This is a genomic window from Amycolatopsis dendrobii, assembly GCF_014145675.1.
GTDB classification, from domain to species: Bacteria; Actinomycetota; Actinomycetes; order Mycobacteriales; family Pseudonocardiaceae; genus Amycolatopsis; species Amycolatopsis dendrobii.
Genome location: NZ_JACGZW010000027.1, coordinates 41453 through 58545, shown reverse-complemented (window position 1 = coordinate 58545; position 17093 = coordinate 41453). Strand labels below are relative to the sequence as shown.

The window sequence follows — 17093 nt, the reverse complement described above, 5'->3', positions numbered from 1 at the left end:
GAGGGGTGGGTGCCTTGAGGGGTTGGGTGCGTCGGCTGCGGGGGGTTGGTGGGGCGCGGCTTGGGCGGCTGGTTGCGGTGGGGGTCACGGCTGCGGTTTAGCGCCCCAATGTGGCATTGGGTGCATGTGGCGCACCGAATGCCACATTGGGTGCGGTGCTGAGGTGGGTCGGGAGGGGAATCAGAGTCCCTCAGGGCCCGTGGGGTGGGAGCGTGAGGCGAGGTTGGCTAGTTCAGGTCCGCGGGCTTGGTGAAGGTCGCGAGCTCGGTGGGTGGCAGCGGCACCGCGCCGAGGGTTTCCAGGAAACCGGCTTCTCGGGTGAGCAGGCGGCAGGCGATGCGCAGGCGGCGAAGCGGGTGGGTTTCCTCCAGCAGCAACTGTCGGTCCTCCAGCGGGAGGAGACAGTCGGCGGCTAACTGGTAGGCGAGTTCGCCCAGGTCGGCGTCGTCGTGGGGTGGGTGCCAGTCGTCTGCGTGCCAGGCGGCTTCGCAGTATCGCTGGTGGGCGCCTCTCGCTACCTCGGCCAGCTGGCGGGCCGTGGACTCCGCTGAGGTGGGGACCGCGTCGTCGGGGAGCCAGTCGACCACGGCCATCAGGTACGGCGCGGACGCTCGGTGCAGTTCGCGCAGGCGGAAGCGGCGGGCGGCGCGCGTTACTACGTCGTAGCGGCCGTCGGGGAGGCGTTTCGCTTCGCGCAGGATCGTGCTGCAGCCCACGCTGTACACGTGGTCCAAACCACTGACCTCGCGGACGAGCGGGGCGCGCAGGGCGACCACGCCGAACTCGTGCTCGGGGACGTTGCCGGTGACCAGGTCCGCGGTGAGCTGCCGGTAGCGCGGTTCGAAGATGTGCAGCGGCAGGTGCGTACCGGGGAGCAGCACTGTTTGCAGCGGGAACAACGGCAGGGTCGCCGTTCCGCTGGGGCACTGCTCTGGCTCGGTCACGGCGTCCACGGTACGGGCTGCGGAGCCCCGGCGCAGTTCGTGTTTACCGGCGAGGAGGGGGTTTCAGGACCGCGAAGGGGTCGGTGATGTGCATGTCTTTCGCGGCGAAAGAAAACAGCGCCGCAGGTCGTCCGCCGGTCCGGCCGGGGGCGGCGGTGTGGCCGGTGGGGACCAGCAGACCACGCCGTTGGAGCACGCGTTGCAGGTTCGTCGCGGACACTTTGTAGCCGAGTGCGGCGGAGTACAAGCCCTTGAGCGCGGAGATGGTGAATTCCTCTGGGGCCAGTGCGAAACCCAGGTTGGTGTAGCTCAGTTTCGAGCGCAGGCGGTCGCGGGCGCGCAGGATGATCGCCTCGTGGTCGAAGGCGGTGCGCGGCAGGGCGTTCACGTCGTGCCACTCGGTGTCTTCGGGGACGGCTGGGTCGACGTCGGAGGGGACTAGGCCGAGGAACGCGGTGGCTACGACGCGGGGGCCGGGGACGCGGTCCGGTGCGCTGAACACGGCGAGCTGCTCGACGTGCTTCAGCTGGCGCACGTCCACCTTCTCCGCGAGCTGCCGCCGGATCGACGTCTCCACGTCCTCGTCGGGGCGCAATCGGCCGCCGGGAAGGGACCAGCGGCCCAGGTGCGGATCGAGCGCTCGGCGCCACAGCAGCACCCGGAGTGTGTCCGAGCGCACTTGAAGGACTGCCGCCAGAACCTCGTGGGCGAGGGGGGCTCGGGTGTTAAGATGGCTTCGCACGGTTTTCGATTATAAGGCGAAAACCAGCATGGGGAGGGACCGGGGTCGATCCGGTTCCGAGGCCGGCGATTCTCGAGAGGGCCGAACACATGACCACCACGCTTGACCAGGATCTGACCCCTTACGGCGGGGTCGAGGCGGACGCCGACTGGGCCGCCCGCGTGCGGGAGCTCGCCCGCAAACGCGACGCGGTGCTGCTCGCGCACAACTACCAGGTCCCGGAGATCCAGGACATCGCGGACTTCACCGGCGACTCGCTGGCGCTCAGCCGCATCGCGGCCGGCAGCGACGCGTCCACGATCGTCTTCTGCGGCGTGCACTTCATGGCCGAGACCGCGAAGATCCTGGCCCCGGAGAAGACGGTGCTGATCCCGGACGCGCGGGCCGGCTGCTCGCTCGCCGACTCCGTCACCGGCGCCCAGCTGCGGGAATGGAAGGCCGAGCACCCGGGCGCGGTGGTCGTCTCGTACGTGAACACGACCGCCGAGGTCAAGGCCGAGACGGACATCTGCTGCACGTCGTCGAACGCGGTCGACGTGGTCGCTTCCATCCCGGCTGACGAGGAAGTTCTCTTCCTTCCGGACCAGTTCCTCGGTGCGCACGTCAAGCGCGTCACCGGGCGCGAGAACATGCACGTCTGGGCCGGGGAGTGCCACGTGCACGCCGGGATCAACGGGGCCGAACTGGCCGCGCGCGCCGAGGAAAACCCGGACGCCGACCTGTTCATCCACCCCGAATGCGGGTGCGCGACCTCGGCGCTTTACCTGGCGGGCGAGGGCGCGGTGGCCCCGGAGCGGGTCAAGATCCTCTCCACCGGCGACATGGTGCACGCGGCGCGCGACACCAAGGCGACCTCGGTGCTCGTGGCCACCGAGATCGGCATGATCCACCAGCTGCGCAAGGCCGCGCCGGAGATCGACTTCCGCGCGGTGAACGACCGGGCCTCGTGCCGGTACATGAAGATGATCACCCCGGCCGCGCTGCTGCGGAGCCTCACCGAAGGCGCGGACGAGGTCCACGTCGACCCCGAGACGGCCTCGCGGGCGCGCGCCTCGGTGCAGCGGATGATCGAAATCGGGCAGCCTGGCGGTGGGGAATGAGCGGCCTAGTTAACGCCGACGAGGCGAAAACCGCACCGGATCCGAGGTGGGAAGCCCGGGCCGATGTGGTCGTGATCGGCAGCGGCGTGGCGGGGTTGTCCGCCGCGCTGCGGGCCCGCGAACTCGGGCTGCATGTGCTGGTCGTGACGAAGGCGGCGGTCGCCGACGGCAACACCCGGTGGGCGCAGGGCGGCGTGGCCGTGGTGCTCGACGGCGAGCGCGACGAGGGCGACACGGTCGAGAAGCACACGGCGGACACGCTCACCGCGGGAGCCGGGCTCTGCGACGAGGATGCGGTGCGGTCGATCGTCGGCGGCGGACCGGCGGCGGTCACCGAGTTGCGGCAGAACGGCGCGGTGTTCGATCACGGCTCGAGTGGGCTGTCGCGAGCTCGCGAGGGCGGGCACAGCGCGTTCCGGGTGATCCACGCGGGCGGCGACGCGACCGGTGCGGAGGTTGAGCGGGCACTCGTCGCGCAGGCTGGCGAGCGGCGGATTCCGGTGCTGGAGCACCACATCGCGGTCGACGCGCTGCGCACGTCCGCGGGCGAGGTTGCCGGGGTGATGGTGCTCGACCGCAACGGCGTGCCCGGCGTGGTGCGTGCGTCGGCGGTGGTGCTGGCCAGCGGCGGGTACGGGCAGCTGTACCAGGCGACCTCCAATCCGGAGATCGCGACCGGCGACGGGCTCGCGCTGGCGTTGCGCGCTGGTGCGGCGGTGGCCGACATCGAGTTCGTGCAGTTCCACCCGACGGTGCTGTACACGCCGGGTGCACGCGGGCGGTGTCCGCTCGTCACGGAGGCGGTGCGCGGCGAGGGCGCGACGCTTGTGGACGGTGCGGGCGCGTCGGTGATGGCCGGGGTGCATCCGCTCGGCGATCTGGCTCCGCGCGACGTCGTGGCGGCAGCGATCACCCGGCGGCAGACGCTGGCTCCCGGTGGCATCGACGATCACGTTTTCCTTGACGCCACTGGCATTCCCGGGTTCGCCAAGCGGTTCCCGACCGTGCACGCGGCGTGCGCGGTGCTGGGGATCGACCCGGCGGTGGACGCGATCCCGGTGACGCCCGCGGCGCACTTCGCGTGCGGTGGCGTGGTGGCCACTGTGGACGGACGCTCGACGGTGCGCGGGCTGTATGCGGCGGGCGAGGTGGCTCGCACCGGATTGCACGGGGCGAACCGGTTGGCGTCCAACAGCCTTCTCGAAGGGTTGGTCGTCGGGCAGCGGGCCGCGGAGGCGGTCGCCGCGGATCTGGCTGCTGGGCTGCTGCCGGATCCGTCGCGCGGGCGGATTCCGGAACGGGCGACCGCGCCGGCGGCGGAACGTGATGTGCTGCAACGGGTGATGAGCCGGTACGCGGCGATCGGCCGGGACGCGGACGGGCTCGCCGCGGCGGGTTCGGCGCTCGACTTGTCGACAACGGACAGTCCGTTGTGGACGCACAGCGCGGTCGAGGACGCGGCGCTCACCGTGGCGGCGCAGGCATTGCTCGCGGCGGCGGAGCGACGAACGGAATCGAGGGGATGTCACGTGCGGACGGACTTCCCGGAGCGGGTCGAAGGGCTGCGGCGGAGCCAGCTGATCAGGCTGAGCCCGTCGGGACAGCCGGTGCTGGTCGAGGCGGCGTCGTTGGAAGGGGTGGCATGAGCGGGGAATTCTCGGAAGCAGTCGTGCGGGCACTGGTGGTGGACGGGCTGGACGTCGCCGATGTCCGGCGCGTCGTGACCACCGCGCTGGAAGAAGATCTGCGGTACGGACCGGACGCCACGACGGCGTCCACGGTCCCGGCGGACGCCCGAGCGGTGGCGGAGCTGACACCGCGCGTCGCCGGCGTCGTGGCCGGGATTCCGGTGGCGCTGGCGGTTTTCGACGAGGTGCTCGGCGACGACTGCGAGGTGGTCTCGATCCGCGAGGACGGCTCGCCCGCCGTCCCGGGGGAGCCGGTGCTCGTGCTGCGCGGTCCGGTGCGCGGGCTGCTGACCGCGGAGCGCACGGCGCTGAATCTGTTGTGCCTGCTGTCCGGAGTGGCGACGGCGACCGCGGCGTGGGTGTCCGCGATCGAGGGAACCGGCGCCGCGGTAAGGGATTCGCGCAAGACGACGCCGGGGTTGCGGCTGCTGCAGAAGTACGCGGTGCGGTGCGGCGGCGGGGTGAACCACCGGATGGGCCTCGGCGACGCGGTGCTGATCAAGGACAACCACGTGGTCGCGGCCGGTTCGGTCACCGCGGCGCTGGCGGCGGCCCGGGAACACGCGCCGCAGCTGCCGTGCGAGGTCGAGGTGGACGATCTGGCTCAGCTGGACGAGGCGCTGGCCGCCGGAGCGGACGAGGTGCTGCTCGACAACTTCACGCCGGAGGAGTGCGTGAAGGCGGTCGCGCGGCGCGATGAAGTGTCGCCGAAGACGAGGCTGGAGTCGTCCGGCGGGCTGACGCTCGACCGTGCGCGACCGTACGCCGAGTCCGGTGTGGACTACCTCTCCGTCGGCGGGCTCACGCATTCCTCGCCCGCTCTCGATCTCGGGATGGACCTGCGCTAACCCTGTCGCCGCGGCCCGCTCTCCACTAGAATCTCCTTGTCCGACAAGGGGAGGGGGTCGCGGTGCGGGGAATTGCCGCCGGAGCGGTGGCCGTGCTCGTGGCGCTCGGCCTGCCTGGCACGGCGACCTCGGCCCGGGCGGCCGCGTGCGCGAATCCGTCCGATCCGTACACCGGGCCGGTGCCCTGGGGCCAGCGGCTGGTGAACCCGCCGCGGCTGTGGGCGCTGACCAAGGGCGAGGGGCAGACCGTCGCGGTGATCGGCACCGGCATCGACAAGCAGAACGCGCAATTCGGGCCAGGACAGGTGCTCGGCGGCGCGGGCACCGCGGATTCCGACTGCGACGGCCGCGGCACGATCGCCGCGGGCATCGTCGGCGCGCAGCCGGCGAACCAGACCACGTTCACCGGCGTCGCACCCGGGGCGAAGCTGCTTCCCTTGCGCTACACCGAAAGCAACGGCTCCTCCTCGGACGGCGGCGGCGATCCCGGTGCGCTGGCGGGGGCGATCGACACGGCGGTCGACCGCGGTGCGGGAGTGATTCTCGTGGCGGTCCCGGCGGGTTCGGACAGCCCGGCGCTCGGTGCGGCGCTTGAGCACGCGAAGTCGCGCGGGGCCGTCGTGATTTCGGCCGCGGCGGCGACTCAGCAAGGGGCGCACACCTATCCGACCGCTTCGAAGGGCGTGCTCGCGGTCGGTTCGACGGACGAATCCGGCGCGCCGGTGCAGTCCGAAGCCGGGGATTACCTCGGAATCGCCGCGCCTGGCGCGAATCTGGTGAGCACTTCGGCAGGCGGCGGGGGCGCGGTCGCGCATCGCTGGCCGATTACCGACCCGAGCCTGGCCGCGGCGTATGTCGCCGGCGTGGCGGCGCTCGTGCGTTCGGCGCATCCGGAACTGAAAGGCGAGGAAGTGGTGAACCGGTTGATGCTCACCGCTTCCCGCCCGCCGTCCGGAGCGCACGATCCGCGCCGCGGCTGGGGAATGCTCGATGCGTACGCTGCGGTGTCTTCGACGTTGCCCGCTGACGCGCCCGGTCCGAGCGCGGCTGCGGTGCGGTCTGAGCTGCCCGCGGTGGTTCCGGCCGCCGCGGCGGCTCGGCCGACGTCGGATGTGGCGGCGGGAGTCGTTGCGGTGGGCGGGGTCGCGGCGGCTGCGGCGGCGGGAATTGGGGTGGCGGCGTTCCGGCGGGGGCGGCGGCGCGGGTGGCGGCCGTCGCGGTTTCGGGCTTGAACCTCGTGAGTGGCAACGCCGGTTCTAACCGGGATCAGCACTCACGAGTCGGGCGTGCGAGGGGTTGGCTGCGCTGTTTCGGCGGCGGGTGGTGCGGGAGGTCGTGAGTGGCAATGCCGGTTCTAACCGGCAGCAACACTCACGAGGCGCGTCGAGCCGATGATCGCCACGCCGCGTCCGTCGCGCGCGATGTGCACGCTGAAATCCGCGCCCTCACGGGAAAACCGGGCGATCACTTCGCGGTAAGTGCTGCGGTCGTACGATTCCCAGCCCGCCGCTTCCAACGTCGGCCGCACCGCTTCGGCCAGCACCCGCGTAGCGGCCGGGCTGTCCTCCAGCCGGACCCCGTACTGCCAGCACACCGAATGCCCCGGCTGCGCGGGATCGCAGTCCAGCTCACCGTCCACTGTGGGCACTGCGCGAGGGCCGAACGCTTCGGCGACACTGTCGATGACGTTCGTCAGCTCGGCAGCCAGATCCTTCAGTTCGCGCGTGATCACGGCAGCACCGCCGGAACCGGCACAGGCGCCTCAGTGACGTGACCGCCGGTCAGGACCCCGTAGATGTTCTCCCACGAATCCGAACCCGGTTTCAGCACGCCGCTGTGCGAGGACAAGCCCCACTGCACGTTTCCGGCGGCGTCGCGGCCGGTGGTGAGCTCGGTGACGCCGGGGAAGGTGTCCGGGTCGGCGCCGTGGCCGATGCCGGTCCATTCCAGTGCCCCGGCGTTGCCCTGGGCGAGGATGATCGGGTCCAGCGGGGCGGTCATCGAGTACCGCTGCACGCCCGCCTGGCTCGGCGGCAGGTCCGCTGGGCTCCATACGCCGTGTCCCATGCCCGCCGACTCTACGTGCAGCACCCGGTCCACTGGCAAGCCTTGCTGGTCAGCGAGCCCGACGGTGGCGCCGCCGTAGCTGTGGCCGATCGCGGTGATCGTGGCCGCGCCGCCGGTCCGGGAGTCGACCTGGCCGCGCAGTTCGTCGCCGAACGCCTTGAGGTTCGGGGCCATCGTCTGCGCGTAGCCGGCGTCGGCGCCCTCGGTGGTCACGTTCTGCGGGAACACGCCGTCGGCCCAGACGACCATCGCGGTCCGGCCGCTCGGGTCCGCGGCGACGAGGCTGCGGCCGAGGTCGGCGTAGGACTGGAAGGTGTCCATCCGGGTGTGCACGCCGGGCACGAACAGCCCGACGTTGCGCGTGCCCGGCTGGATCGTGCCGACCAGTTCGGCGATCCGGCCGTTGCCGGACGGATCGAACCGCAGGATCTGCCGGTGGTCGTCGATAATGCTTTGGTACAACGCGATTCGCCGCTTCGAGCGGGCGATGGCGTCCGGATCGGACAGTCCGGCCAGGCGGGTCCGTTCGGCGGCGAGCGCGTCGGACACCTTCATCCGGTTGGCCGCGATGGTCCCGGCCCAGCCGCCGCCGGCCGCGGATTTTCCGGCGGACGGCACCGGGTCTTCGGGCAGCAGCGAACGGTACATCGCCGCCACCTGCTCGTCGGCGCGCCGGTAGCCCGCTGACGAAGCCGTGAGTCCGTCGCGAAGGACCTGGGCGCGAACGACGCGCTGGTCGACGTCCGCCGCGAGTGCGCCGAGCGTTTTCGCGAGCCCGGCAGCACATCCGGAGGACGCGGACATCTGGCCGAACGCCGCGGCGGGCACTCGTTCGCCCGCCACGGCCTGCTGCACGGTCCGGAGCGCGCCGGCGCGAGCGTCCAATTCGGACGCCGCGCTGGCGAGTTTCGCCGGGGCGACCCGGTAGCCGTCGGTCACGGCTGGTCGGTCGGCTCTTCGCCGATGACCGAGGGCGCGACCGGAGCCTGCTGGCCCCACACGTTCTCGGTTTCGACGAGCCACGCGGGAATCCGGCGCCCGGAGCCCATGTCGCCGCCCGCTCCCATGCCGCCCATCGGCATCATGGGCATCATCGGCATGGCGCTCTTGGCCGCCGCGCCCGCCGCGCCGGCGGCACCGCCCGCGAGTCCGCTGAGGACGTTCGACTGCGCGTTCCCGGCGAGCCCGGAGTGCGCGGCCGGAGCTTCCCCGGCGCCGCTGAGACCGCCGCCGGAGGGAATGCCGCCGCCGTCGATCGACGGGGCGTCCCCGCCGCCGACCGGGATCCCGCCGCCGCCACCGCCCGCGGGACCGGCCCCGCCGCCGAGCTTCGTGCCCGGAGGCGCGTCCTGCTCCTTGTCCTTGCCGTCCTTGTCTTTGTCCTTGCCCGAGGCCCACGGCGGAACCTTCGGCATGATCGAGCCGAACCGGCCGAACGCCGCCGCGGACGCGGCCGCGAGACCGGCGGTGAACATGTCGCCGAACAGCGGGCTGCCCGGGTTCTGCGCCGGGTGCCCCGGTTCGGAGCCGGGAACCTGCGTGCCGTCGGCAGGCAGTGGGTGCGAATCGACCGGGGTGCCGACCGCGGTGCCGCCGTCCGGGCTGTTGCCGATCGGGCCGGTGGCGCCACCGGTGGAAGCGCCGCCGCCGGGGACCGGCTTGGGCGGCGGGGCGGCCGCGTTCGGCGAGACCGGGATCGAGTCCTCGGCGGTGTCGTAGTTCGTCGCGAGGTTGTTCATCACGACGATCGCCTTCGCGTGCGCGGAGCCGGCGGCGTTGGCGGCCTGCTGCTGCGCTTCGACGTTGGCGATCGCCTGCTGCCGCTGCTGCGTCGCGGCGATGATCGTGGCGGGCGGGGTGTCCGGCGGAAGCAGCGGCGGGTTGACCGCGAGCGCGACGTCGGCGGGGGAGACGTCCGGCACCGCGACCGGCGGCGGCATCTCGGCCTTCGCCTTGACCAGCGCGTCCGCGGCGTCCTCCAGCATGTCGCGCATGCCCTGCGCGGTGACCGCGACCTTCCGGATGCCGCCGACCAGGTCGGTCATCATGGTCCGGTACTGGTCGGCCGCGCCGCCGGTCCACGAACTGGAGAAGTCGGTGAGCTGGTCCGACAGGTTCTCGGCCTGGTCGTACAGCCCGCGCGAGGCCGAATTCCACTGTTCGGCCGCGGCGCGCGCAGTGGTCGGGTCGCCCGCCTGCAGCATCGCGTAAAGCTGCTGATGGGTGTAGCCGGCGAAATTGGTGCGAGGCCCGCTCATGCGTTCTTACCCCCTGCGGAATCAAGGCCCAGCAACGAAAAAAGCGGGTCCAGCAGACCGGTCTGCTGACCCGATTGGTGCAGATCGCCCGCGACCGACTGGTCGGCCTGGGCGTATCCGTCGGCGACGGTGGTGGTGACGTCCTGAGCGAACGTGATCGCCCCGCGGACCTGCTCGAGCAGGCCCTGCATCTCGGCGACCGCGGCGCGGTGGGCGTCGGCGAGCGAAGCGGCTTCCCCGAACTCCCCGAACAGCAGCGGATGCTCCCCGAGGGTGCGCAGGAAGTCGTTCGGCCGGGACATCGCGTGGATCTGGGTTTCCAGCTCCCGGACGAAGTCCGTCAGCGATTCCAGGTGGACGTAGTACGACTGGTCGGGCATCGGCCGGTGACCTCTCGTGCGGCAGGACGCGGGAAAGCCGGCCGTCCGGAGCGGGCGGGGGGTGGTCCCGCCCCGGACGGCCGGCGTCGGGGCCGGATCAGGCGAACAGGCCCTGGTTGCGGTTCTCCAGCTGGTGCTGGAGATCGTGGGCGTCGCCGACCTTGGTGCCGAACTGCGCGATGATCGCGACGATGTCGGCGGTCGCCTGGCGGAGCCGGGTCTCGGACGCGCGCGCCGCTTCACCGGCGGAGCTGCCCGAGGCGTACCAGGTCTGGGTGATCGGCTGCAGGTTCTGGTGCAGCTGCTCCAGCTGGGAGGTCAGCGCCTTCGCCTTGGCGGCGAGCGACGCGGAGCTGTGCTGCAGGGCCCCGAAGCTGATTTCTACGACGTCAGCCATGGTGTCTTGTCCTCTCTCAGGGGTTGAGGCGAGGGATCACATTGCCCTCGACGGTGTGGCTGACGCTCTGGAAGCTCTGGTGCACGTCGGAGTCGCCCGAGTTGTAGTTCGCGTGGCTGGTGTGCACGAGCTGCGACATGGTGTCGAGCTCCCGGACGGCGGCGCCCATCTTCTCCTGGAGCCTGCGCTGCAGGTCCCAGAAGGCGACCGCCTGGTCGCCCTTGTAGTTCCGCAGCGTCTCGGTCAGCTCGGACTCCAAGCTGGCCATGGTCGTCTTGGCGTTCGAAGCGGTTTCCTCGAAGCCCTGGACGGCGCGCGTCATGGCAGCGGAATCTGCCTGGAATCCCGGACTGGACATCTGACGGGCCACCTCCTTCCCTCTCGTGGAAAATCCCGGTGCGCGGCGGGCCGCGCGGTGTGAATGTCACGCTAGAAAAAGAGCGGGTGTGGTCAAACGGCACAACTGCCGGTCGCTTTGACGGCACTATTACCCACAGGTGGGGTGCTCCCTACCCCCAAGACGGGGGACGACGCCAGTGTTCGCGCCCCCGCGCGCGGCCAGGCTGTCCCCATGACTTCCTGGGGATTGCGACTGTTCCGGCTGCACCGCCCGCTCGGCGTGCTGGCCGGGGCGATGGCGGTGCTGCTGATCGCGTGCGTGTTCGGGCTGCTCCTGGATGATCGCACGCTCGTCAACGCGCCGCTGTGGGCGAAGCCGTTCAAATTCGCGGTTTCGGTGGCGTTGTACGCGCCGACGCTCGCGTGGCTTCTCTCGCTGGTGAAGCGCGGCCGCCGGGCCGGCTGGTGGATGGGGACGGCGTTCGCGGTGGGCATGGGCACGGACATGGGCCTGCTGGTGTGGCAGGTGCTCGTTCAGGACCGGCCGCTGCACTTCAACCACGCGACGCCCGCCGACGTGACGATCGGCAACATCCTGGCCACCGGCGCGTTCACCGCGTGGGGCGCGACCGCGGCGGTGGTGATTCTGCTGCTGTTCCAAAAGCTGCCGGACCGCGCGCTGACGTCCGCGCTGCGGTGGGGAACCGCGCTCGCGGCGGGCGGAATGGGCCTGGCGCTCATGATGTTCTCGGCCAGCCCGGCGCAGCAGCGGGTGCTGGACGGCGGCGGCAAACCGGCGATGATCGGCGGGCACACGATCGGGCTCGAGGACGGCGGGCCGGGGCTGCCGCTGCTGGGCTGGAGCACGGTCGGCGGGGACCTGCGGATCACGCATTTCGTGGGGATCCACGCGATCCAGGCGTTGCCGCTGCTGGCGCTCGCGCTGGTCGCGCTGTCCCGGCGGTATCCGGTGCTGTCGAACGAACTCGTGCGGCGCCGGCTCGTGTGGACCGGTGCAGCCGGGTACGCCGGGGTCATCGTGATCACCGCGTGGCAGGCGATGCGGGGGCAGTCGATTGTGCGGCCGGACTTGTGGACGCTGGCCGCGGCCGCGGGGTTGGTCGCGGTGGTGGCGCTCGGCGGCTTGGTGTCGGTTCGCGCGGCGAGCGTTCCCGATGAGCGGCATGCGCTGAGGGGATTCTGAGATCTCTCCGGTAGGCCTTGGCGGGTTGGCCCGACGGGAGGACGGTGTGATGGCTTTTCCCCAAGACCTGCTGGATTCGCTGCGGCGCGCGCCGGACGCGATCGCGTTCGAGCACGGGGACCGGCGAATGCGCCGGGGCGAGGTGCTCGACCTGATCGGCCGGTTCGCCGCCGGGCTGAGGGCGGCCGGGATCCGGCCGGGGGACGGCGTCGGGCTCGCGACCGGGGTGACGCCGGAAGGCTGGGCCGCCCAGATCGCGGTGCAGACGCTGGGGGCTCGGGCGGTGGGGGTGCGGGCCGGGTTGCCCGCGGCGCATCTCGACGCGGTGCTGGACGGAGTGGCCGCGGTGGTGACCGACGCGGAACCGCCGGAGCCGGCGGGAGCGCGGACGCTTCCGATCGGCCCGGAACTCCTTGCCGCGTATGAAGAACCGGTGCCGTGCGGGAAACCGTCGGACATCGGCTGGGTGGTATTCACGAGCGGGAGCACGGGGGTGCCCAAGGGGGTCGCGTACCGGTTCGACGCGTTGGGGGAGTTCGGTCTTGAACAGCGGGCGGGGGATTCGGCCGAGGACTATCGGCGGTTTCTGCTGTTCGGGACTTTGAGCAGCGCGGTGATGGTGTTGCATGTGCAGGCTTGTTTGCTCGCCGGCGGCACCGCGGTGATCCCGGAGGGGTTGCCGGACTTTCCCTGGATTCTGCCGCGGCTGGACATCACGGCGGCGCTGGTGACGGTTCCGCGGTTGTATCGGATGCTGGATGTGCTGCGCGAGGAGGAAATCGATCTTTCCGGGCTGCGAATGCTGACGGTCGCCGGGTCTCCGGTGGAACCCGGGTTGCTGGCTGAGGGATTCGCGCGCATCGGACCCGCGTTGCGGCAGGGGTACGGGCAGACCGAGACCGGGAAATTGACGGTGCTGGACACGGCGGACGTGTCTGCGCGTCCGGAGGCGATCGCTTCGGTCGGATTGCCGGTCGAGGGGGTCTCGCTGGAGGTGCGGGACGCTTCGGGCCGTGCGGTTCCGGTGGGGGAGACGGGGGAGGTTTTCGCCCGTACCGCAAGGGCTTTCGCGGGGTACTGGCGCGATCCCGCGCTGAGCGCGACGGTGCTGGCCGACGGCTGGGTCCGCACTCAGGACATCGGGCGACTCGACGAGCACGGTTTTCTGTATTTGACCGGTCGCGCCCGGGACGTGGTGATCGTGAACGCGGTGATTCATTACACCGGGCCGATCGAACGTGCGCTCGCTGCGCACTCCGCGGTGGACCAGGCGTATGTCGTCGCGGTTCCGGACGAACGGACCGGGGAAGCGGCGCACGCGTTCGTGGTCGCCGCTCCGGGGCGCGATCCGGATCCGGGGGAATTGCGGGCGGCAGTGGCCGCGGAGTTGGGCGAGGCCGCGGTTCCGGCTTCGTTCACGGTGCTGGACGAGGTTCCGGTCGCGGAGTCAGGAAAACCGGACAAGGCCGCGCTGCGCGCCCTCGCCGGGTGATCGCCGCGGGGTTCCGGCCTGCCGTGCAAGGGGGCGGCAGGCCGGAACGCGCGGATCAGACGCCCGCGGTCTGCTTGATCCAGTCGCGGCTGTTGGCGACGCTGGCGTAGTTCTGGGTGCCGTGCTCGTCGCTGCCGGAGTTTTCGCCGGTCGAGCAGACGCCCACCTGGACGCCGTCGGCCAGCTGCGGGCCGCCGGAGTCTCCGTGCCACGAGGATCCGGTGACGCCCTTGCTGGCGATGGCCTTGCCGTTGAAGGCGTCCGTGCTTTCGCCGGTCACCTGGACGTCCGCGGTCTTGAGGGTGTCCGAGGGCGGGCTCTGGTCCTTGGTGCGGCCCCAGCCGTAGATCTGGTTGGTGGCACCGTTTTCCGGGTCCTTGTCGGCCAGCTTCATGAACGTCGTGTCCACAGCGGACTTCAGGTGCAGCAGGGCGATGTCGCCGTTGGGGGAGGCCTTCTGCTCGTCGACCGCGGCCTCGGTGCCCTTGCCCAGCGCGACGTCGCCGACCTTGACGTGCATGCCGCCCTTGTTCAGGCAGTGCTGCGCGGTGAGCACCCACTGCGAGGCGATGATCGTGCCGGAGCATTCGAAGCCGCCGTAGTCGGTGACGTCGTCCCAGAACACCTGGGCGCCCCACGGGGCCGATTTCACAGTGCCGCCGCCGATGATGTGCGTGTCGGCACTCGCCGGGACTGCCGCCCCGGCCCCGAACGCCATCGCAGCCCCAGCGACTACGGCCGCCGCTTTCGCGTAACGCATGGAAAATCCCTCCGCCTCGGTGGTGATTTCCCGACCGTAGGCGGCATCTGGAAATCCGGTAACCTACGGAAGTCGGTCTTCGAACCACGTTTCGCGGAGCGTGCCGTCCGGGTCAAGCCGCCGATGGAGGGTCTCGGCTTGCTCCGCACGGGTGAGCGCGGCGACGGCCTCCTCCTGCTGAAGGTGCAGCGCGTGCACGGCGACGCGGAGCTGGCGGATCCGGCCGGGGGTGCGGAGCCGGGCCCGCCACGGATGCCAGAGGACGGCGAGCAGGAGGCCGGTGGTTTCGGCGCGGTAGGACTGGGCGGCTTGGGTCAGTTGCTCGGCATTGGCGCCGGGGACGCCGCCGAGCCGTCGGTCGACGGTGGTCGCTGTCGCGGCTTCCAGGACGCGTTCGTGCGCGCCCGCGGCGAAATCGGCGACGCGGCGGGGAATCCCGGCGACGAGCACCGCGGTGAGCAGTTCGGAGAGGGCTTCGCGGAGGGCGCGGTGGGCGTCGGTTCCGTCTTCGAGGACGGCGACGATCCCGAGCGCGTCGGCGAGGGTTTTCCGGCTGGGCAAGGTGTTCGGGGGCAAACCGATCCGGATTTCGCGCACCCCGCCGGAGACCGCACGGGCCGCTTCGAGCCGCCGGTAGACCTCGGCCCGGAGCTGGCGGCGTTCCTGGACCTTCGTGAAGTAGTTCGTCAGCGCGGCGCCGACGACGCCTCCGCCGGTGGTGTAGGCCAGTTCGACCAGACCGGGCATCAGGGCTCCCCTCGCTCGTGGACTGCATATGCTGGCAGCAGCAGACATACCAGGGAGCGGGATGCACACGGTGACGTTCGGCGCGGCGCGCGGAGATCGGCTGGTGATCGCTGTGCACGGGCGGATGCACCCCGGCGCGGACGATTTCTGGGACGGAAACTGGCTCATCAGCCCGATCGAGATCGTCTCGGGCGGGTTCACCGCGCGGCTGGACGCTGGGTTGCGGGCCAATGAACTGCAGGAGTTCCGGCAGCAACTGGCGACGTGCCCGAAGTCCGGCGGCAGCGCGCGGCTGACTTCGCTGGAGGATTGGCTGGACTTGACGGTGACCGTCTCGGACGGACGGGTCGAGGCGGAAGGCGTCGCGGTCGCGGATCATTCGAGCGGGAACCGGTTGTCGTTCCGGCTTGAGGGGCTTGAGTACGCGCAGCTGGCTGAGGTGGTGGCTGGGTTGACGGAGATCGAGGCCGGTTATCCGGTGCTGGGGCTTCCCGGCGAGGTCCCGGGTTGACTTCCGCGGCAGTGCCATGGCCCGGCGAAACTGTGCTCGACTGCCCACGGCGTTTTGCCGACGAATGGCTTGCGGCGGACGAGAAGTCCGTCGCTCCGATCGCCGCCCCGTCGAGAGTGGACGACGCGGTTCTGGACCGGCTGCGTACGGGCGCGCGATTCGTCGGCGCGACGGAGGTGCTCCGCTGCGGTCTCGGACCAGGGTCTGTTACGGAGCCGCTGGCAGTGGGCTCCATGCTGACGAGCAGTGGTTCAGTGCTGTTCGTCGTGCCTGACTTGTCCGGCGCGGTTCTCGCTGGCGGCGGGGGATATGCGCTGGTGGCGGGCACCCGGTTGGTTTTCTCCGGTGCCGTGCCCGGAGGCGTCGACGACGCCCGGGCCCGGTTCGGGCGGACGGCGCGGCGGAGTACCCGCCGGTGGAGCATGCTTGGGCGAAGCGGAGCGAGGCGCCTGCGGAATCGGGAGTGGGACGGCAGGTGGCGGCGATGGAGTCGTTCGCTCGCGGGGAAATGACCGGGCCGGAGTTCGCGAAGACTTGGCATGCGGCCCGGAGGCTGTCCCCGGAACGGAACGAGCGGTGGCGGGATCCGCTCGGGCAGGTGCTGAATCACCTCTTCTTCGTGCTGGAGGACTTTCCGATCGACCCCAAGCTGCGCGAACCAGGCGACACGACTGACGACGAACTGCTCGCCGAGGCACGTGCGGCCCTGCATCGGCTCGCGTGATGGGGTACGAGATCCGGTTGTACTGCCGGACCGGCGGGCTCGGCGCCGCGGCCGGGTTCGAGGCGTTGACGGCGGAGCTCCCGGTCGAGGATCGGTGCGACGGCGAGGGATGGGTGTCTGCTGACGTCGGCTGCCAGCTCGAGTTTTCCGCGGGGGCACCGTTGGTCGCGACGATGATCGCGGAGGCGTCGGACCGGGTCGCCGCGGCTGACGCGCTGGTGACGCTGACGCTCAGCGGCGACGTCGCGTGGTCAGCGGTAACGGCGGTGTGGCGGGCGGCGAAGTCGTTGTGGGACGTGGTTCCGCACGACGACGGCTCCGGCTTCGCGGTGGACCTCGACGAGAGGGGGACAGAGTGAGCTACATCTTCGACGTCGGCGACGAGACCGTCTGGAGTCCGGCGCTTCGGGTCGGCCGGCTGTTCGTGAGCATGGCGGAGACGCTGGCGGTCAACTTCGACATCGACCTCCGCACCGCCGGGTTCACGGCGACGGCCAGCGACTTCTGCTCCGTCGACCCGCCCCGGCTCGCCCTGTTCGTCCGGGCGATGCTCGACAGTTCTGTGCTGACGCATTCGGAATACCGGGAACTCGCGCGCGGGTTTCTCGGGATCTGCCTGGCCATGCTGGAATGGTCCGGCCGTCCGGCCGAGGACGTGCCGCCGGATCTGGCCGAGGCCCGCGACGCGGTGCGGATGAGGTCCCGGTGACGGGCTGGACGCGGCTGGAGCGAGTTCCTGCGACTGCTGTTCAACGGGTCGCGAGCCGGACTCGGCCCGGACGGGAGCGACGATCCGCCGTGGTCGGAGGCGGAGAAGGAACAGTATCTGCGCATGGCCTGCGACGTGCTTTCGTTCGCGGAGGCGTGCGAGCTGATCGGGGCGGACGAAATG

20 protein-coding genes are annotated in these 17093 nt (G+C 70.9%); 10 read left to right on the top strand and 10 right to left on the bottom strand.

Going from position 1 to position 17093, the window contains the following annotated elements:
* Window positions 1–227: 227 nt before the first annotated feature.
* Together H4281_RS44185 and H4281_RS44180 are read right to left on the bottom strand one after the other, a co-directional pair.
* Window positions 228–944, bottom strand: a complete 717-nt coding sequence (locus tag H4281_RS44185) for an LON peptidase substrate-binding domain-containing protein (protein ID WP_182896806.1) — start codon at window positions 942–944, stop codon at window positions 228–230.
* A 43-nt stretch (window positions 945–987) separates the two neighbouring features.
* Entirely contained in the window at window positions 988–1641 is a 654-nt protein-coding gene (locus H4281_RS44180) for an NUDIX hydrolase (protein ID WP_220508788.1), read from the bottom strand.
* A 134-nt stretch (window positions 1642–1775) separates the two neighbouring features.
* On the opposite strand from H4281_RS44180, the gene nadA reads away from it, so the two are divergent.
* The 4 genes from nadA to H4281_RS44160 all read left to right on the top strand — a co-directional run bounded on the left by nadA (window position 1776) and on the right by H4281_RS44160 (window position 6554).
* Complete coding sequence (gene nadA, locus H4281_RS44175) at window positions 1776–2786, top strand: quinolinate synthase NadA (RefSeq protein ID WP_182896805.1); 1011 nt, start codon at window positions 1776–1778, stop codon at window positions 2784–2786.
* On the top strand, window positions 2783–4432 hold the full coding sequence (locus H4281_RS44170) for an L-aspartate oxidase (protein WP_182896804.1): 1650 nt from the start codon (window positions 2783–2785) through the stop codon (window positions 4430–4432). Before nadA ends, H4281_RS44170 begins: the two co-directional genes overlap by 4 nt.
* Complete coding sequence (gene nadC / locus H4281_RS44165; RefSeq protein ID WP_182896803.1) at window positions 4429–5322, top strand: carboxylating nicotinate-nucleotide diphosphorylase; 894 nt, start codon at window positions 4429–4431, stop codon at window positions 5320–5322. Before H4281_RS44170 ends, nadC begins: the two co-directional genes overlap by 4 nt.
* Before the next feature lie 62 nt (window positions 5323–5384).
* Entirely contained in the window at window positions 5385–6554 is a 1170-nt protein-coding gene (locus H4281_RS44160) for a S8 family serine peptidase (protein WP_182896802.1), read from the top strand.
* A gap of 122 nt (window positions 6555–6676) precedes the next feature.
* Here the strand turns inward: H4281_RS44160 and H4281_RS44155 are convergent, their stop codons facing one another.
* The 6 genes from H4281_RS44155 to H4281_RS44130 all read right to left on the bottom strand — a co-directional run bounded on the left by H4281_RS44155 (window position 6677) and on the right by H4281_RS44130 (window position 10782).
* Window positions 6677–7054 (bottom strand): hypothetical protein, encoded by a 378-nt coding sequence (locus H4281_RS44155; protein ID WP_182896801.1) that lies wholly within the window; start codon window positions 7052–7054, stop codon window positions 6677–6679.
* Window positions 7051–8328 carry an alpha/beta hydrolase gene (locus tag H4281_RS44150; protein ID WP_182896800.1) on the bottom strand — a complete coding sequence of 426 codons (1278 nt, stop codon included), beginning with the start codon at window positions 8326–8328 and terminating at the stop codon, window positions 7051–7053. Before H4281_RS44150 ends, H4281_RS44155 begins: the two co-directional genes overlap by 4 nt.
* Entirely contained in the window at window positions 8325–9647 is a 1323-nt protein-coding gene (locus H4281_RS44145) for a WXG100 family type VII secretion target (RefSeq protein WP_182896799.1), read from the bottom strand. The genes H4281_RS44150 and H4281_RS44145 overlap by 4 nt, the downstream gene beginning before the upstream one ends.
* Entirely contained in the window at window positions 9644–10027 is a 384-nt protein-coding gene (locus tag H4281_RS44140) for a hypothetical protein (protein ID WP_182896798.1), read from the bottom strand. Before H4281_RS44140 ends, H4281_RS44145 begins: the two co-directional genes overlap by 4 nt.
* 97 nt (window positions 10028–10124) lie before the next feature.
* Window positions 10125–10424 (bottom strand): hypothetical protein, encoded by a 300-nt coding sequence (locus tag H4281_RS44135; RefSeq protein ID WP_037809581.1) that lies wholly within the window; start codon window positions 10422–10424, stop codon window positions 10125–10127.
* A 16-nt stretch (window positions 10425–10440) separates the two neighbouring features.
* Window positions 10441–10782 (bottom strand): WXG100 family type VII secretion target, encoded by a 342-nt coding sequence (locus tag H4281_RS44130; RefSeq protein WP_078870305.1) that lies wholly within the window; start codon window positions 10780–10782, stop codon window positions 10441–10443.
* Window positions 10783–10995: 213 nt separating this feature from the next.
* On the opposite strand from H4281_RS44130, the gene H4281_RS44125 reads away from it, so the two are divergent.
* Both H4281_RS44125 and H4281_RS44120 read left to right on the top strand, forming a co-directional pair.
* Window positions 10996–11967 carry a hypothetical protein gene (locus H4281_RS44125; RefSeq protein ID WP_182896797.1) on the top strand — a complete coding sequence of 324 codons (972 nt, stop codon included), beginning with the start codon at window positions 10996–10998 and terminating at the stop codon, window positions 11965–11967.
* Between the two features lie 49 nt (window positions 11968–12016).
* A complete protein-coding gene (locus H4281_RS44120; RefSeq protein WP_182896796.1) occupies window positions 12017–13459 on the top strand; it encodes a class I adenylate-forming enzyme family protein in 1443 nt (480 codons plus the stop codon).
* Window positions 13460–13514: 55 nt separating this feature from the next.
* Here the strand turns inward: H4281_RS44120 and H4281_RS44115 are convergent, their stop codons facing one another.
* Both H4281_RS44115 and H4281_RS44110 read right to left on the bottom strand, forming a co-directional pair.
* Complete coding sequence (locus tag H4281_RS44115; protein WP_182896795.1) at window positions 13515–14219, bottom strand: S1 family peptidase; 705 nt, start codon at window positions 14217–14219, stop codon at window positions 13515–13517.
* Between the two features lie 63 nt (window positions 14220–14282).
* Window positions 14283–14966, bottom strand: coding sequence for a hypothetical protein (locus H4281_RS44110; RefSeq protein WP_182896794.1), 684 nt, complete (start codon window positions 14964–14966; stop codon window positions 14283–14285).
* Window positions 14967–15027: 61 nt separating this feature from the next.
* Here H4281_RS44110 and H4281_RS44105 point away from each other — a divergent pair, with 61 nt between their 5' ends.
* The 4 genes from H4281_RS44105 to H4281_RS44090 all read left to right on the top strand — a co-directional run bounded on the left by H4281_RS44105 (window position 15028) and on the right by H4281_RS44090 (window position 16910).
* The gene (locus H4281_RS44105; RefSeq protein ID WP_182896793.1) at window positions 15028–15477 is read left to right on the top strand and encodes a WapI family immunity protein; all 450 of its coding nucleotides are present in this window, start codon (window positions 15028–15030) and stop codon (window positions 15475–15477) included.
* Window positions 15478–15961: 484 nt separating this feature from the next.
* Window positions 15962–16201: a colicin immunity domain-containing protein gene (locus H4281_RS44100; protein ID WP_182896792.1), complete on the top strand. Its 240-nt coding sequence runs from the start codon at window positions 15962–15964 to the stop codon at window positions 16199–16201.
* The gene (locus H4281_RS44095; RefSeq protein WP_182896791.1) at window positions 16201–16560 is read left to right on the top strand and encodes a hypothetical protein; all 360 of its coding nucleotides are present in this window, start codon (window positions 16201–16203) and stop codon (window positions 16558–16560) included. The genes H4281_RS44100 and H4281_RS44095 overlap by 1 nt, the downstream gene beginning before the upstream one ends.
* On the top strand, window positions 16557–16910 hold the full coding sequence (locus H4281_RS44090; protein ID WP_182896790.1) for a DUF6086 family protein: 354 nt from the start codon (window positions 16557–16559) through the stop codon (window positions 16908–16910). The genes H4281_RS44095 and H4281_RS44090 overlap by 4 nt, the downstream gene beginning before the upstream one ends.
* Window positions 16911–17093: the final 183 nt, after the last annotated feature.